Source organism: Pseudomonas sp. FW305-28 (assembly GCF_017351395.1).
Taxonomy (GTDB): domain Bacteria; phylum Pseudomonadota; class Gammaproteobacteria; order Pseudomonadales; family Pseudomonadaceae; genus Aquipseudomonas; species Aquipseudomonas fluorescens_AA.
In genome coordinates this window covers 1-15,786 of sequence record NZ_JACNDD010000145.1, presented here as the reverse complement: position 1 = coordinate 15,786, position 15,786 = coordinate 1, and the positions used below count along the sequence as shown (strand labels likewise).

The window sequence follows — 15,786 nt, the reverse complement described above, 5'->3', positions numbered from 1 at the left end:
ACTCTATCTGCTCCTTCCTGGCTTCGATGAACTGAAGCCCTGCACCTTCGAAACCTACTTAACTCGTTGAATCTCAAGGAGTTTTCCGTTTCGACTGCGCCGGAAGTGGGGCGAATTATAGACGTCCAGAATTTGCCGTCAACCCTTAATTTGATTTTTCTATCTACAGCCCGACATGACACTTAAATATGCCCGGTATATAGACGGAATCGCTGCACATGCGCAATATACTGCTCAACGCAGCCTCCCCCCGCCTTTATTCTGGACGACACTTCGTAATGACGCTCCCCCCACATCGCAGCCTGGCCTCCACCCTGTACCCGGTTGCCTTGCTATTGATAGCCATGGCTTCCATTCAAGCAGGAGCCTCCCTCGCCAAAAGCATGTTCCCGATAGTGGGTGCACAAGGCACTACGACGCTGCGCCTCATTTTTGCCAGCCTCATCATGCTGTTGATGCTACGCCCCTGGCGCGCCAAGCTCACCGGCCAATCCCTGCGCACGGTGATCGTTTACGGCATGGCACTGGGCGGTATGAACTTCCTCTTCTATATGTCAGTTCGCACCGTTCCACTGGGCATTGCCGTGGCGTTGGAATTTACCGGGCCTCTGGCAGTCGCCATTTACGCCTCCCGCCGGGCGATCGACTTTCTCTGGATTGCCTTGGCAGTGGTTGGCCTGCTGCTACTCATACCGACCGGCGCGACCAGTGCCGGTATCGATCTGGTTGGCGCCGGCTACGCGCTGGGTGCCGGTGTCTGCTGGGCGTTGTACATCCTGTTTGGTCAGAAAGCCGGAGCGGACAATGGCGTGCAGACCGCAGCACTGGGCGTCATGATCGCGGCCCTGTTCGTCGCACCTATCGGCATTGTCCACGCCGGCGCCGCACTGCTCACACCGAGCCTGATTCCAATCGCCCTCGGCGTCGCCATCCTGTCCACAGCCCTGCCCTACACACTGGAAATGATCGCCCTGACTCGAATGCCTGCCCGCACCTTCGGCACCTTGATGAGCGTCGAACCGGCAATCGCGGCCTTGTCGGGGCTCGTCTTTCTCCAGGAGTACTTGCCCCTGGCCCAGTGGATGGCCATTACCTGCATCATCCTCGCGTCGGTGGGCGCAACGCTGACCATGGCCAGCACCGCAAAGCCTGCTGTCGCGGTAGATTGAATCGGGATTTAACGAAGGTCTGGCATTTGCCGCGCATTTAGGCCATGTTTAGGCCAGTAACCTAATGCCAGACATGGATTTTTTCATACAGGACGTCATGAACGCTTCAAGCAAGAGCGCACACGATCGCACGCAGACATAAGATCCGCGGCGGTCATAAGGACGGGAATGAAACGAATTTTGATACTGATCGCCGTACTTGCAATAGCGGGCTGTGCGGCAACATCGAAAAGTGAAGTCAAACGCGGCAAAAAGGGTCTTCACATCAATTGCTCCGGCCTGTCCTCATCCTGGGACCAGTGCGCTGCCAGTGCCGCCAATTCATGTGCTCCCAAGAGTTACAAGGTCATTGCCAAGTCCGGCGACGCCGTCGAAGAACCAGGGGATTATCCCTTCGGGCTCAATCCCGCCGGCTATACCAGTCGCAGCATGATCGTCATCTGCAAATAGATCAGCTTAGCCAAGCCCCTGTTCGGCGATTCGACGACTGATTTCCTCATGGCTGGACTTGAGGACATCACGCTGGACCTGCGGCGTGACCAGCATCCGCGCGACAACCAACGCCCCCACGCATTGAGACAGAATGGCCCAGGCCAGGCTGTCGCTTCCCAATATCCGTGCCCAGTTTTCGTGCAAACGACAGATCCATGTTTGCGCCGCCTCCTTCACCTGGACATCCGATCGTGCGATCTCAGCGCCCAGTACCGGTAACGCACATCCTGCCTCGGGCTGCTCGACATGGCTCATGCTCAAGTACTGCTTGAGGCAGCGCTCCAGTTTCATCGAGTCCATGGCGCCGTCGCCGCTCAAGCGATCCAGGCTTTGAGCCAACTCCCGCTCAACAATGGCCTTGAAAAGCTCATCCTTGGACGAGAAGTGGCTATAGAACGCACCGCCACTCAACCCGATCGCTTTCATCAGGCCGTCGACACCGACCGTAGAGAAACCGGATTTCTTGGCGGACACGGCACTGCTGGCGAGCAGTTTCTCGCGGGTTTCCATTTTGTGATTGGCTGAATAACGCATGGTCCTGCCCCTGATTGCTCACCTTGACGCTTGCCGGACCTTAGCATAACGTCCGTTTAGTTAACGATCGTTTACCCATGAGGCTGACCATGAATAATAAGAAGGTCGTACTGGTTGTTGGCGCGGGCGATGCCACCGGCGGAGCGATTGCCAAACGCTTTGCGCAGGAAGGTTTCGTGGCCTGTGTTACCCGTCGCAGCGCTGACAAACTCCAGCCGCTTGTGGATGGAATCCGCGCTCAAGGCGGCGAAGCCCACGGGTTTGCCTGTGATGCACGTAAAGAAGACGATGTGATTGCACTCATCGAGCAAATCGAGAACCAGATCGGCCCGATCGAAGCCTTTGTGTTCAACATCGGCGCCAACGTCCCCTGCAGCATCCTCGAAGAAACCGCACGCAAGTACTTCAAGATTTGGGAGATGGCCTGTTTCTCAGGTTTTCTCAATGCACGGGAAGTGGCCAAGCGCATGGTCAAGCGCCAACGCGGAACCATCCTGTTTACCGGGGCGACGGCGGGATTGCGCGGCGCTTCGGGGTTCGCTGCATTCGCAGGCGCCAAACATGGCATCCGCGCACTGGCCCAAAGCATGGCCCGGGAGCTGGGGCCGCTGAATATTCATGTGGCCCATGTGGTGGTGGATGGCGCCATCGACACCGACTTCATCCGCGATCATTTCCCGGAAAAATATGCCACCAAGGATCAGGACGGCATCCTGAATCCTGAACACATCGCCGACAACTACTGGTATCTGCACAGCCAACCTCGCGACGCCTGGACCTTCGAGCTGGACCTGCGCCCCTGGAATGAACGCTGGTAAGCCCTCCCCTCACAACGACAAGAGAGCAGGTACCATGAGCAAATCAGTGGAGTTTTACTTCGATCTCGGCAGCCCGACCACGTACCTGGCCTATACCCAGTTGCCGGCGCTGTGCGCGCAGACAAACAGCCAGTTGATCTATCGTCCGATGTTATTGGGCGGCGTCTTCAAGGCAACCGGCAACGCATCACCGGCGACAGTGCCAGCCAAGAACCCTTACCTGTTCAAGGATCTGAATCGCTTCGCCAAGCGCTACGGCGTCGCCTTCCAGTTCAATCCATACTTCCCCGTCAACACATTGCTGCTGATGCGCGCGGTGACCGCCATGCAACTGCGCCATCCCGAACGCTTCGAGGCCTTCGTCGATTGCCTGTTCCGCGCCTTTTGGGTGGAGGCCCGCAACCTCAATGACCCAGCGACTGTCGCAGCTGTCCTGAACGAAGGCGGTTTCGACGCCGACCATGTGCTGGCCCTGACGAACGACGAGCAGGTCAAGCAAGCACTCAAGAGCGCCACCGAAGACGCCATCGGACGAGGCGTGTTCGGTGCCCCGAGCATGTTTGTCGGTGACGAGCTGTTCTTCGGCCAGGATCGGCTGGACTTCGTCCGTGAAGCCCTCGCCTGATGCTCTACCTCAAATCGCTATCGTCCGGGTGTTGAGCCACTGCAGTGCGTCACCGTCCAGCAACGGGCTCAATCGACGCTGAACCTCGGCGTGGTAGGCGTTGAACCAGTCTTTTTCGTCCTGGGTCAGCAGCGAAGGCTCCAGGCAACGGGTGTCGATCGGGCACAGCGTGAGGGTTTCGAACTCAAGGAACTCGCCGAACTCGCTGCTTCCGGCTTCGCGATTCAACACCAGGTTCTCGATGCGCACACCCCAGCGGCCGGGACGATAAGTGCCCGGCTCGATCGAGGTGATCATGCCGGCCTGCATCGCCGTTTGCGGCGCGGCAGCGGCTTGATAGGCAATCACCTGCGGGCCTTCGTGGACATTGAGGAAATAGCCGACACCATGGCCGGTACCGTGGCCGTAATCGACCTGCTCCGCCCAGATCGGCGCACGGGCGATGGCATCCAGCAAGGGCGAAAGAATGCCCCGCGGAAACTTGGCCCGGGACAGGGCAATCACACCCTTGAGCACACGGGTGCAGTCACGTTTCTGCTCGGCGGTGGGCGTTCCGACCGGCACCATGCGGGTGATGTCAGTGGTGCCCCCCAAGTACTGGCCCCCGGAATCGATCAGCAACAGGCCATCACCTTCGATGACGGCATGGGCCTCTTGCGTGGCATGGTAATGGGGCATCGCGCCGTTGGCGTTAAAGGCGGCGATGGTATTGAAGCTCAGGGAGACGAAATCCGGCCGACGTGTGCGGGCGGCAGTCAGGTGCTCGTCGATGGTCAACTCGGTGATACGCTCGCTCCCCCAGGCCCCTTCCAGCCAGGCGAAGAATTCACAGAGCGCCGCGCCGTCCTGCTCCATGGCCCGACGGATGTGCTCGGCGTCGGCCAGGCTTTTACGGGACTTGGCCAACGTCGTTGGATTGAGACCTTCGATCAGCTTCACGCCACTGCCCAGGTTATCCAGCAAGCCGACCGTCACCCGCGCTGGGTCGACCTGCAGATTCGCGCCGTCCGGCACTTCGCGCAACGCGGCGGCGGCTTCGCTGTAATCGCGCAGGGTCACGCCGTCCTGCTCCAGAACCGCACGCAGCGCTGCGTCAACCTTGTCCAGGGCCACGAACAGCGTTGCTTGCTGCTGGCTGATCAAGGCAAAGGAAACGAACACGGGGTTGAACGACACATCTGCTCCGCGCAGGTTGAACAACCAGGCGATGTCATCCAGCGTGGCGATGAAATGCCAGTCGGCACCACGCTCCTGGAGGGATTCGCGCAGCTTGGCGAGTTTTTCGACCCGGCTGACGGTCGCCTGGGGCGGCAAATGGGCGTAGACCGGTTGATCCGGCAAGCCTGGGCGATCGGTCCAGACGTCCTTGAGCAGGTCGATGTCGGTGCGCAACCGCGCGCCGCGTTCGGCGAGCTTGCCGCCCAGGGTGCGGGCCGATGCCACGGCCATGACCGCACCGTCGACCGCAACCACTGCGCCTTCAGGCGTTTGTTCGGCCAGCCAGTCCAGGGGACCGGGCTGGCCTGGAATCAGCTTGACCAGCTCGATACCACTGCCCTCCAGCTCCTTGGTGGCCTGCTCCCAGTAACGGCTGTCGGCCCAGACGCCGGCGAAACTGCCGGTCACGATCAAGGTACCCACCGAACCATGGAACCCCGACAACCATTGCCGCCCCTGCCAATAGCCCGGCAGGTATTCAGACAGGTGCGGGTCGGCCGATGGCACCAGCAACGCGTGAATACCCTCGCGGCTCATCAGTTGGCGGATTCGGGCCAGGCGCTGGGGAACCAGTCCATGGGGCAAAGGCTCGGTGCTCATTGTTTCTCCTGCTCATTGATATTGTTGTTCGATGCCGAATTCGGCTTATGGGGTCGTGGCCCAGAACGCCGGCGCAGTCGCGCACGCCGCCTTGATCAGCCGCACCGCCTCGTCGATATCCTGCTCGGTGGTAAAGCGCCCCAGGCTCAAGCGGATGGTCCGCCCGGCCGCACGGGCGTCGTGCCCCAGGGCCAGCAGCACGTGGGACGGGGTGTTGTGCGCCGAATTGCAGGCCGAGGTCGCGGAAAATGCAATCGATGCGCCCAATGTCGCCGAGTTGAACTCACCTTCGTTGAACGTCAGGCTCAACGTGTGGGGAATCCGGCGGCTCGCACTGCCGTTTATACGCACACCAGGCAACGCCAGCAGCGGCTCGAGCAAACGATTGCGCAACCGGGCGATTTTAGCGAGCTCTTCGTCGAATGCCGCGGCTGCCAGTTCGAATGCGGCGCCCATGGCTGCAATCTGGTGGGTCGCCAGGGTTCCGGAGCGCAAACCGCCCTCATGTCCACCGCCATGGATCTGCGCCGCTAGCCGTGACCGGGCACGGTCGCCGACGTAGAGCGCACCGATGCCCTTGGGGCCGTAGATTTTATGCGCGGAAAAAGACATCAGGTCCACCGGCCAGCGAGACAGGTCGATCTGCACCTTGCCTGCGCCCTGGGCCGCGTCCACATGGAACAACGCAGCGTGCTCGCGAACGATCTCGCCAATGGCGATGATGTCGTTGACGGTGCCCAGCTCGTTGTTCACCAGCATCAGCGAGACCAGGAACGTGTCTTCGCGCAACGCCTCGCGAACCGCTTGCGGGCTGATCAGGCCCTCGGCGTCCGGTGCCAGCCAGGTAACCGCGACGCCACTTTCCTCGAGCTGGCGCGCTGTATCGAGAATCGCCTTGTGCTCGATCAGGCTGGTGATGACATGGCCGGCGGAACCACTGCGTGCCTGGGCCACACCCTTGAGGGCCAGGTTGTTGGATTCGGTGGCGCCGGAAGTCCAGACGATCTGTTCGGGCTGGGCCCCCACCAATTGCGCCACCTGCTGGCGGGCACGCTCCACCGAGCACCGGGCCTCCTGGCCGAAGGCATGGGAACTGGACGCCGGGTTGCCGAAGTTGCCGTCAAAACCCAGACACTCGACCATGACCCGGATAACCCGCTCATCCACCGGCGTGGTGGCGGCGTAATCGAAATACAAAGGACGTTTATTCATAGGAAACTCGCAGAGCCTGCTCCGGGATCAGGCGCCCTCGTTGGGTTCGAGACAAGCAATACCTGATCAAAGACCTTAAAGAAGTCGGACTTCATTTAAAAGTGCGTAGGAACGCTCCTGAACAGCGAGCTTAGCAGGCATCGCCTCGAAGCTCAGCCCTCAACTGATGCTTTCGAGCAACAACGGATACATAGAAGCGACCAACAACAGCGCCATGCCCCAGTTGAACATGCGCAGCCAGCGACGATCACGCAACAGGTTGCGCAACAGGCTGCCGCACACCACCCACAGGCTCACGCTTGGCAGATTGATCAAGGCAAACACCGCCGCAATCACCAGCACATTGAAGAAATAACCCTGGAGGGGCGTGTAGGTACTGATGGCGCCGATGGCCATGATCCAGGCCTTGGGATTGACCCATTGGAACGCCGCTGCGCCCCAATAGCTGATCGGCGTATTGTTCCCCGGCTGGCTGTCCGAAACCGGGCCGGAATGGGCTATTTTCCACGCCAGGTACAACAGGTACGCCGCGCCGATGTAGCGCAACGCGGTATAGAGCAGTGGATAAGTCTGGAACACCGCGCCCAGGCCAAGGCCCACCGCCAGCACCAGGGAAAAGAAGCCGCAGGTAATACCCAGCATGTGCGGAATGGTGCGGTTGAAACCGAAATTCACACCCGAGGCCAACAACATGGTGTTGTTAGGACCTGGCGTGATCGAAGTCACCAGGGCAAACAGGGCGAAGCCCAGCAGCAGGTCAAGCGAAAGGGTCATGTCAGGTCAGTCCATCAGGGGCGGTCAGTCAAGTCATGACCCTACCCCACGTCCAGACCCAAACCCACGGACAGTTGGGCAAAACTTTGAGCGGTACAGTCCCTCAGCTAGACCGGCCAGGCTGTTGCACGACCTGCTCGGCACTCATCTGGCCCTGATCGTCGAACCCCACGTTTTTCTGCGACGAGCCAAGCAGCTCGGCTTTTTTCGCGTGATATTCCTCGAATGAAAGGCCACGGCGATTCAAGGCTTCAAGGGCCAGCTCGCGGGTCTCGTCGGCGGTGTAGGGGCGCAGTTCCGGGGAAGAGCTGGCGCAGCCGCCCAGGAGGGTGGCGGTCAAGAGCAACAAAACGGCAAAGGTACGGTTCATGGCGGGTGTCCGGTGTTCTGGGGTTGGGCGATGAACAAAGGCTACCCGCCGGTCCTGCGCGGCAGAAATCAACCCTCTCGATAGTGGGTATTGCCTGCCTGGATCAGCCGTTGCGCTTAATCGACCAACTGGCAATGCAGCGCGTTGTCCAGGCTGCGCTCGATATTGCGCAACACCTGGAACGAAGCGAACGTCACGGCCTTGGCGCGGTGAGCCTGGATCAGCCGCCAGAAGCCCTGCTCGCCCTTTTCGACACTTCGAAGTGCCGCCTCGCCTGCCTCGCGGGTCTGCCACTGCAAATAGTTGAGCACGCGTCGACCATCGTCGCTGGCCTGGATACTGGCACTCAGGAACCCCTGGTGGTCCCTGGCCAGGCGCTCGGTCTGTTCCGACAAGGCGGTTACCAGCGCCTGCTGCCATTGAGGTTCGATGTCGAATTCCATCAGTTGGGTGAAACTGCGATTGTTCCTTGTCGATTGCATGAAAGGTCCCCTATGCAGGTCAGGCGAATCTTGCGATCCGAAGGCGTGCAGGGTAAAACCTCTAGTTAACTTGAGGTCAAGCAGTGAATTGAAACGATGGCGCAGATCGATATCCACAAGGAACTCACCGTCGGCCAAGTGGCCGCCCGCAGCGGCGTGGCGGTCACGGCCCTGCACTTCTACGAGTCCAAGGGGCTGATCAAAAGCACGCGCAACCCGGGTAACCAACGTCGTTACCCACGGGCGGTATTGCGTCGCGTGGCACTGATCAAGGTCGCCCAGCGCCTGGGCATTCCGTTGGCGGAAATCGGCGAGGCGTTGAACAACCTGCCAGACAACCGCGCCCCGACGGCCGCCGACTGGCAAACCTTGTCGGCGCAGTGGAGCCGGGACCTGGACGAACGCATCAACCAGTTGGTGGCGCTGCGTGATCGACTCAACGGTTGCATCGGCTGCGGATGCCTGTCGATGGAAGCTTGTCCGCTGCGCAACCAGGGCGACGTACTCGGCCAACGCGGGCCGGGGGCTCATCTGCTGGAATAGCCTTGAAGCGTTCGTCGGCCCCTGCGTCCAGCCAGGGTCGCTGGCCTATAGTGGAGGAGCGCAAATCGACGAAGACTCTCTTCGCCTCCCTACAAAAGGAGAAACGTCATGGGCGTCAATGCCATTCCCGAAGGTTTCCATAACATCACGCCCTACCTGGGCATTCAAAAAGCTGCCGAAGCCATCGACTTCTACAAAAAGGCCTTCAATGCCACCGAGGTCATGCGCCTGGCCATGCCCGACGGGGGCATCGGCCATGCCGAGCTGCGGATCAACGGTTATCCGATCATGCTTGGCACGCCTTGCGATCAAGGCCCCTTGAGCAATCCGGACCAATCGCCATCGGTCGGCCTGCATTTATATGTCGAGGACGTGGACAGCGCATTTGCCCAGGCCATTGCCGCCGGCGGCACGGTGATTTCCGAGGTCAAGGACCAGTTCTACGGAGATCGCAGCGGCACCCTGAAGGATCCCTATGGGCATCTGTGGTTCCTCGCGACGCACAAGGAAGATCTGAGCCAGGACCAGATCGAGCAACGGGCCAGGGAGATGTTTCAACAGGGCTGACCGTGTCTGTGGCTAGGGGCCCCGCTCCCTAGCCACAGAAGACACTGAAACTAAACGCGAAACATTTTCTTTCAACTTCCCTTTCGGGATTCTGCTCGCTCGTTCGTCTTAATTAGATGCAGCAGGCCGCGTCGGCAAAAGCCACGGCCTGCCTTTTTGGGTTCACGGTGTTGCAAAGCCCGCAATACGGAACCTTTCATCGAATCAAGACGTTCAATCATGTCGAAGAAATCCCGCTCCAAACTCTGGTTCCTGGTCCATAGCTGGCTGGCATTGCCCATCTGGTTCTTCGTGCTCATCGTCTGCGTCACCGGCACCCTGGCGGTGGTCAGCCAGGAGATCGTCTGGCTGGCCAACCCCGACATGCGGGCCAACAAGCCTTCGGACGAGGCCACGTCGCTCAGCTATGACCAGGTGATCGCCGCGATCAAGCAGGCCCAGCCGCAAACCCAGGTGCAAAGCATCATCCGTCCGGACGAGTCGCATTTTGCGCTGGAAGTCGGCGTGACCTACCCCGACGGACGCCCCGACACGGTCTACGTCAACCCGTACAGCGGCGTCATCCAGGGCTCGGCGCCGACATTCAATTTCCAGGCCTTCACCCGCGCCCTGCATGGCTGGTGGCTGGTGCCGTTCACCAATGGCTACAGTTGGGGCTGGTACCTGGTGTCGTTCCTGGGCCTGCCCTTGCTCGCGTCCCTGGTGACCGGGCTGGTGGTCTACAAGCGTTTCTGGAAAGGCTTCTTTCGTCCGACCCTGCGGATTCGCCATGGCGCACGGATTTTCTGGGGTGATTTCCACCGGCTCAGCGGTATCTGGTCGATCTGGTTCATCGCGGTCATCTCCGTCACCGGCACCTGGTTCCTGATCCAGGCCTTGCTGGGCGACAACCAGATCTCCATTTCCAGCGAACCGGTCATCCCGGTGGTGGCCCGTGAAAACGTGCCGTTGGCCGTTGACGGCCAGGCGCCACCGCAGTTGAACCTGGACCGGGCCATCGAAATCGCCCAGCAACGCATCCCGGGACTGGAAGCGAGTTTCATCAGCCTGCCCGGCAATGCCTACAGCCATCTGGAAATCGGTGGCCGCGGGTGGTATCCGCTGATGTTCCAGACCGCCACCATCAATCCCTACAACGGCGACGTGGCCGCCTCCCGGTTGCTGTCGGACCGCACGACCCTGGAGTTCGTCACCGAATCCATGCGGCCCTTGCACACCGGGGACTTCGGCGGCCTCTGGATCAAGCTCATCTGGTTTTTCTTCGGTCTGATCCTGAGCATGATGGTCCTCAGCGGGCTGCTGATCTGGACCAAACGCACGGCCCTGGCCACCGCCAATGCCTTCAAGCGAAGCCAGAAACCCACCCGCGGCGCCCGAATCGCGCAGGCACTGCAACCGTCCGTCCACCGTGAATCGTCGGAGGGCAGCCTGTGAACCCGTCCAATACCGCTTCATCATCACCGTCACGCCTGAGCCTGTTCTGGCATAAATGGCGCTTCCATCTCAACGTGTTGTTGCTGCTGATTCCCCTGGGATTCATGCCCAAATACCTCTCCGAAGCCGCCCTGTTCCGCGGCGATGCAGGGCTTGGCGAGCGGGACATCGGCGAAGTCCAGGTCGGTCCCTGGAGCCTGCGCCTGGCGGAGTTTCGCAACGAAGCCCCACGGACCGAAGGGCCCGCCGGGCCGATGAAGCACTTCAACGCGGCCCTGTGCCAGAGCTGTATCGGCCAGGTCAAGGCCACCTACCTGCGCATCGGCAAGCCTCGTAGCCTGCGGGCCGCCGGGGTGATTTTCTTTGGCTCGCCCTATCGCATGGGCGCCTTGTTGCCGGTCCCGCCAAAGACCCAGCCCGATGCCGAACTGTGGATAACCCTCGAGGGTTGGGACGGTTCGATGCACCAGGCCTCCATTCCCCTGAGCCAGGCCTCCCCGGCCACCCTCGCCTGGCTGAAGAACCAAGGACCCAAACCATGACCTTCCGCGCTTTATCCAAGGGCCTGGCGCTGCTGTTCTGCGCAGGCGCAAGCACCAGCGTCCTGGCCCACAACCCGATGTGCGAGTGCAAGGCCATCGACGCCGAGCAGATCCAATGCACCGGCGGTTTTTCCGACGGCAGCGGCGCACCCGGAGTGACCCTGGACGTGATCGGTTATGACGAAACCATCCTCGTCCCGGGCAAGCTCGGCGCCGACTCGAAGCTGACCTTCAAGAAACCGAACGCTGAATTCTACGTGCTCTTCGACGCCGGCCCCGGCCACGTGGTGGAAATCGACCAAGCCGACATCGAGGCCCCATGAGCAACGCCACGACTCAAGTCATCCGCCCCGCCGGCGCGGGCCATGAAACCCTGTATGTGTTGCTGTTGTGCCTGGTCATCGTGCTGGTGGCCGGGTCCGTGGTGGCCTGGCATGGAAAGGCCGAGGACACGCCTCACCTGGCCTCGAACCAGCTCGACGCCCGCCGCGACCTCAGCGCCGCCGAGCAAGGCATCTATGCCGACCTGCGGGTGACCCTGGATGAAATCCGCTTGCTGCGCGAAGACCAACCCAGCCTGCCCAGTCCGCCAACCCTGGCCGAAGAAGGCTTCGCGCCGTTCGCCCAGGACGCCAGTTCCGTCAGCCGGGGCGGCCACGCCTGGCAACAACTGCAGGACCAGGCCTACTTCGGCGCCAGTGCCAATCCGTCGGTGGCCGGTTCGTTTCTGATGCGCATCGGCGAAACGTCCGACGCCGCCCCGGACATCTGGCTCAACCGCGGCACTGGCCTCGCGACGCCCTCCGCGCTGGACGATGCGGCTTTGTCCGCCGCCGGCTGGCAACAGATCGTCGCGCAATTCGATGCCGGCGTAACCCGCCAGCACCGGCACTGACCCCACGCCCTCATTCGAGAGAAGACCGTTTGCCCATGCCTATTGCATCTCAACGCCGACCCTTGCTGCGCTTGCTGTTGATCGGCCTGCTGGCCTGCCTGTTCACCTCGCCGGTGAGCGCCGAAACAGCCAAGCGCCTGCGCATTGGCATCACCTTGCACCCGTATTACAGCTACGTAGCCAACATCGTCGGCGACAAGGCCGAGGTCGTGCCGCTGATCCCGGCCGGTTTCAACCCCCACGCCTATGAACCACGGGCCGAGGACATCAAGCGCATCAGCGGCCTCGACGTGATCGTGCTCAACGGCGTGGGCCATGACGACTTCGCCGACCGCATGATCGCCGCCAGCGAAACCCCGAACGTCAAAGTGATCGAGGCCAACGAAAACGTGCCCCTGCTGGCCGCCACCGGCACGGCGGCCCGAGGCGCGGGCAAGGTCGTGAACCCGCACACCTTCCTGTCCATCAGCGCCTCCATCGCCCAGGTCAATAACATCGCCCGGGAACTGGGCAAGCTCGACCCGGACAACGCCAAGGCCTATACCCAGAACGCCCGCGCCTATGGCAAGCGCCTGCGGCAGATGCGCGCCGCCGCCCTGGCGAAGCTGACCCAGGCCCCCAATGCCGAATTGCGGGTCGCCACGGTGCACGCCGCCTATGACTACCTGTTGCGCGAATTCGGCCTGGAAGTGACCGCCGTGGTCGAGCCGGCCCATGGCATCGAACCGAGCCCCAGCCAATTGAAGAAAACCATCGACCAACTGCGGGAGCTGGACGTGAAGGTGATCTTCTCGGAGATGGATTTCCCCTCCACCTACGTCGATACCATCCAACGTGAGTCAGGCGTGAAGCTGTACCCGCTCTCGCACATTTCCTACGGCGACTACAGCGCCGAGAAGTACGAAAAGGAAATGGCCGGCAACCTCGACACCGTGGTCCGGGCGATCCAGGAGTCCGGCGCATGACCGTCCAGGAACCCCTCACCCTGCAACGCGTCGGCCCCTTGATCGAGTTCGCCGAGGTCAGCCTGAACCTGGGACGTACCACCATTCTCGACAACGTGGCCTTTCAGGTGGAACCCGGCAGCATCCATGCCCTGGTCGGTCCCAATGGCGGCGGCAAGAGTTCGCTGATCAAGACCTTGCTGGGGCAGATGCCGCACCAGGGACGCTTGAGCCTGCAATGGCCGGCCGACCCCGGGGTGATCGGCTACGTACCCCAGGCGTTGGAATTCGACCGGGGCCTGCCCATGACCGTGGACGATTTCATGGCGGCGATGTGTCAGCGGCGGCCGGCCTTTCTCGGCTTGAGCAAGCATTACGCCGGCGCCATCGGCCAGGCCCTGGAGCGGGTCGGCATGCAGGACAAGCGCAAGCGGCGCATGGGCGCGCTGTCCGGCGGCGAGCGCCAGCGGGTGTTGCTGGCCCAGGGGTTGATTCCCTCGCCGCAATTGCTGGTGCTGGATGAACCGATGTCGGCCCTGGACGAGGCCGGTATCCAGGTGTTCGAACGGCTGCTGCAGGACTGGCGCCAGGCCGGGATCACCGTGCTGTGGATCGAACATGACCTGGAAGCCGTCGGGCGCCTGGCCGACCGTGTCACCGGCCTGAATCGCCGCGTGCTGTTCGACGGTCCGCCACGCCAGACCTTGACCCCGGAGCGGCTGCTGACGCTGTTTTCCACCCATCCACGCACGAACGGGAGCGCGGCCTGATGAGTTATGAAGCCTTTCGCTTGATGGTCCAGGGTTGGGCCTCGGCCGGTTACCTGCCTGAAGCGCTGGCCTATGGGTTCGTGGTCAATGCGTTGTTGGCCGGGCTGTTGATCGGCCCGGTGCTGGGCGGCCTCGGCACGCTGGTGGTGGTCAAGCGCTTCGCGTTTTTTTCCGAGGCGGTGGGCCATGCGGCGCTCACCGGCGTGGCCATCGGTATCCTGCTCGGCGAACCCTACACCGGGCCTTACGGCAGCCTGTTCGGCTACTGCCTGTTGTTTGGCATCCTGCTCAATTACCTGCGCAACCGCACCGGCCTGGCGCCCGATACGCTGATCGGCGTCTTCCTGTCGGTGTCCCTGGCCCTGGGCGCCAGCCTGCTGTTGATCCTGGCGGGCAAGATCAATGTGCACATTCTGGAAAACGTATTGTTCGGCTCGGTGCTGACGGTCAATGGCAATGACCTGCTGGTGCTGGCGGTGGTCGGCTCGCTGGTGATGGCCCTGGCCTTGCCGCTGTACAACCGCATCATGCTCGCCAGCTTCAACCCGCAACTGGCGGCGGTGCGCGGGGTGGCGGTCAAGACCCTGGACTACCTGTTCGTGGTCCTGGTGACGCTGATCACCGTGGCGGCGGTGAAAGTCATCGGTGCCATTCTGGTGGGCGCGTTGCTGGTGATCCCCGCTGCGGCGGCGCGCCTGCTCAGTCAATCATTGAAAGGCTTTTTCTGGTGTTCAGTGCTGATCGCCACCGTCAGCACTTTGTGCGGGATCCTCGCGCCGATTGTGTTCGACCTGCCGATCCCGTCCGGCGCCGCGATCATCCTGGTGGCCGGCATCGCCTTCGCCCTGAGCGCCATCGCCCGCGGTGTCGTCCCCAGCCTCAAAGGGAATCTTGGATAAATGGTTTTTTCATTGCGACAACTGACCCTGGCCGTCGCGTTGTGCGGCGTGGCCGTCACCTCGTCATTCGCCAGCGAAAAGGTTCGTCTGCTTGCATCGCTGCCAGTCACCTATGGATTGAGCGAAGCGTTGCTCAAGGGCACCGAGGTCAGCCTGGAGCGGGCCGCGCCCGCCAATCTGCCCGGCACCCGCCAGAGTGCCTACTTCAGCGGTCGTGGTGCACCGGCCTTGAGCAAACTGGCCAGCGCTGCCGACGGGGTGATCGGCCTGCGCTCGCTATGGCCGGACGATCCGCTGTACCCCATGGCCCGACGCAGCAACATCCGCATCGTCGAAGTCGATGCCGCACGCCCGGTGGACGGCGCCCTTCCCGGTATCGCCTTGCAACCGGGCAGCACCGACGGCCTGGCGAGCCAGCCATGGATGGCCAGCCATAACCTGGGGCGCATGGCCGACGTGATCGCCGCCGACCTGGTGCGCCTGGCCCCGGCGGACAAACCGAAAATCGACGCCAACCTGGCGGCACTCAAGCAGCGCCTGCTCAAACTCAGCGCCGACAGCGAAAAACGCCTCGCCAGCGCCGATAACCTGAGCGTGGTCAGCCTGAGCGAACACTTCGGCTACCTGATCAGCGGGCTCAACCTGGACGCCATCAGCACCGATACCCGGCCTGATACCGAATGGACCGCCGAAACCCTCAAGCAATTGAGTACGACGTTGAAGGACAACGACGTGGCGCTGGTGCTCCATCATCGCCAGCCTTCGGATGCGCTGAAGGCAGCCATTGCCGAGGGCGGCAGCCAGTTGCTGGTGCTCAGCATCGATGCCGACGACCCGGTGGCGGAGCTGGAAAGTAATGCAGTGCTGGTCGTCACCGCGCTGACGGGAGGCTGACAAC

The 15,786-nt window shown here is 61.7% G+C and carries 20 protein-coding genes; 14 read left to right on the top strand and 6 right to left on the bottom strand.

Features of this window, described 5'->3' with window-relative positions; translation table 11 throughout:
* The first annotated feature begins 278 nt into the window (after positions 1 to 278).
* Complete coding sequence (gene rhtA / locus J4E53_RS25180; protein WP_103310704.1) at positions 279 to 1,169, top strand: threonine/homoserine exporter RhtA; 891 nt, start codon at positions 279 to 281, stop codon at positions 1,167 to 1,169.
* A gap of 168 nt (positions 1,170 to 1,337) precedes the next feature.
* Positions 1,338 to 1,619 (top strand): hypothetical protein, encoded by a 282-nt coding sequence (locus J4E53_RS25175; RefSeq protein ID WP_060741372.1) that lies wholly within the window; start codon positions 1,338 to 1,340, stop codon positions 1,617 to 1,619.
* Positions 1,620 to 1,625: 6 nt separating this feature from the next.
* Here the strand turns inward: J4E53_RS25175 and J4E53_RS25170 are convergent, their stop codons facing one another.
* Complete coding sequence (locus J4E53_RS25170; protein ID WP_103310702.1) at positions 1,626 to 2,195, bottom strand: TetR/AcrR family transcriptional regulator; 570 nt, start codon at positions 2,193 to 2,195, stop codon at positions 1,626 to 1,628.
* 89 nt (positions 2,196 to 2,284) lie between these two features.
* On the opposite strand from J4E53_RS25170, the gene J4E53_RS25165 reads away from it, so the two are divergent.
* A complete protein-coding gene (locus J4E53_RS25165) occupies positions 2,285 to 3,013 on the top strand; it encodes an SDR family oxidoreductase (RefSeq protein WP_060741370.1) in 729 nt (242 codons plus the stop codon).
* Between the two features lie 34 nt (positions 3,014 to 3,047).
* Positions 3,048 to 3,638: a 2-hydroxychromene-2-carboxylate isomerase gene (locus tag J4E53_RS25160; RefSeq protein WP_103310701.1), complete on the top strand. Its 591-nt coding sequence runs from the start codon at positions 3,048 to 3,050 to the stop codon at positions 3,636 to 3,638.
* Between the two features lie 9 nt (positions 3,639 to 3,647).
* Here J4E53_RS25160 and J4E53_RS25155 read toward each other — a convergent pair whose 3' ends face one another.
* From J4E53_RS25155 to J4E53_RS25135, 5 genes are all read right to left on the bottom strand, one after another.
* Positions 3,648 to 5,456, bottom strand: a complete 1,809-nt coding sequence (locus J4E53_RS25155; RefSeq protein ID WP_103310699.1) for an aminopeptidase P family protein — start codon at positions 5,454 to 5,456, stop codon at positions 3,648 to 3,650.
* 45 nt (positions 5,457 to 5,501) lie between these two features.
* A complete protein-coding gene (locus J4E53_RS25150; RefSeq protein ID WP_103310698.1) occupies positions 5,502 to 6,668 on the bottom strand; it encodes a cysteine desulfurase family protein in 1,167 nt (388 codons plus the stop codon).
* A 159-nt stretch (positions 6,669 to 6,827) separates the two neighbouring features.
* A complete protein-coding gene (locus J4E53_RS25145) occupies positions 6,828 to 7,442 on the bottom strand; it encodes a LysE family translocator (RefSeq protein ID WP_103310697.1) in 615 nt (204 codons plus the stop codon).
* Positions 7,443 to 7,545: 103 nt separating this feature from the next.
* Entirely contained in the window at positions 7,546 to 7,812 is a 267-nt protein-coding gene (locus J4E53_RS25140) for a hypothetical protein (RefSeq protein WP_053123631.1), read from the bottom strand.
* 116 nt (positions 7,813 to 7,928) lie between these two features.
* Positions 7,929 to 8,294, bottom strand: coding sequence for an antibiotic biosynthesis monooxygenase (locus tag J4E53_RS25135; RefSeq protein ID WP_103310695.1), 366 nt, complete (start codon positions 8,292 to 8,294; stop codon positions 7,929 to 7,931).
* 96 nt (positions 8,295 to 8,390) lie between these two features.
* Between J4E53_RS25135 and soxR the strand changes: the two genes are divergently transcribed.
* The 10 genes from soxR to J4E53_RS25085 all read left to right on the top strand — a co-directional run bounded on the left by soxR (position 8,391) and on the right by J4E53_RS25085 (position 15,782).
* Entirely contained in the window at positions 8,391 to 8,837 is a 447-nt protein-coding gene (gene soxR, locus J4E53_RS25130) for a redox-sensitive transcriptional activator SoxR (RefSeq protein WP_060741363.1), read from the top strand.
* A 108-nt stretch (positions 8,838 to 8,945) separates the two neighbouring features.
* Positions 8,946 to 9,404: a VOC family protein gene (locus tag J4E53_RS25125; protein ID WP_060741362.1), complete on the top strand. Its 459-nt coding sequence runs from the start codon at positions 8,946 to 8,948 to the stop codon at positions 9,402 to 9,404.
* A 219-nt stretch (positions 9,405 to 9,623) separates the two neighbouring features.
* On the top strand, positions 9,624 to 10,838 hold the full coding sequence (locus J4E53_RS25120; protein WP_060741361.1) for a PepSY domain-containing protein: 1,215 nt from the start codon (positions 9,624 to 9,626) through the stop codon (positions 10,836 to 10,838).
* Entirely contained in the window at positions 10,835 to 11,380 is a 546-nt protein-coding gene (locus J4E53_RS25115; RefSeq protein WP_060741360.1) for a hypothetical protein, read from the top strand. The genes J4E53_RS25120 and J4E53_RS25115 overlap by 4 nt, the downstream gene beginning before the upstream one ends.
* Positions 11,377 to 11,703, top strand: a complete 327-nt coding sequence (locus J4E53_RS25110; RefSeq protein ID WP_060741359.1) for a hypothetical protein — start codon at positions 11,377 to 11,379, stop codon at positions 11,701 to 11,703. The genes J4E53_RS25115 and J4E53_RS25110 overlap by 4 nt, the downstream gene beginning before the upstream one ends.
* Positions 11,700 to 12,275, top strand: a complete 576-nt coding sequence (locus tag J4E53_RS25105) for a DUF6162 family protein (RefSeq protein WP_103310694.1) — start codon at positions 11,700 to 11,702, stop codon at positions 12,273 to 12,275. The genes J4E53_RS25110 and J4E53_RS25105 overlap by 4 nt, the downstream gene beginning before the upstream one ends.
* A 35-nt stretch (positions 12,276 to 12,310) precedes the next feature.
* Positions 12,311 to 13,240 carry a metal ABC transporter solute-binding protein, Zn/Mn family gene (locus J4E53_RS25100; protein WP_060741357.1) on the top strand — a complete coding sequence of 310 codons (930 nt, stop codon included), beginning with the start codon at positions 12,311 to 12,313 and terminating at the stop codon, positions 13,238 to 13,240.
* Positions 13,237 to 13,989 carry a metal ABC transporter ATP-binding protein gene (locus tag J4E53_RS25095; protein WP_060741356.1) on the top strand — a complete coding sequence of 251 codons (753 nt, stop codon included), beginning with the start codon at positions 13,237 to 13,239 and terminating at the stop codon, positions 13,987 to 13,989. The genes J4E53_RS25100 and J4E53_RS25095 overlap by 4 nt, the downstream gene beginning before the upstream one ends.
* Entirely contained in the window at positions 13,989 to 14,888 is a 900-nt protein-coding gene (locus J4E53_RS25090; protein WP_014339414.1) for a metal ABC transporter permease, read from the top strand. The genes J4E53_RS25095 and J4E53_RS25090 overlap by 1 nt, the downstream gene beginning before the upstream one ends.
* Positions 14,889 to 15,782, top strand: coding sequence for a metal ABC transporter solute-binding protein, Zn/Mn family (locus tag J4E53_RS25085; RefSeq protein ID WP_103310692.1), 894 nt, complete (start codon positions 14,889 to 14,891; stop codon positions 15,780 to 15,782).
* Positions 15,783 to 15,786 lie beyond the last annotated feature (4 nt).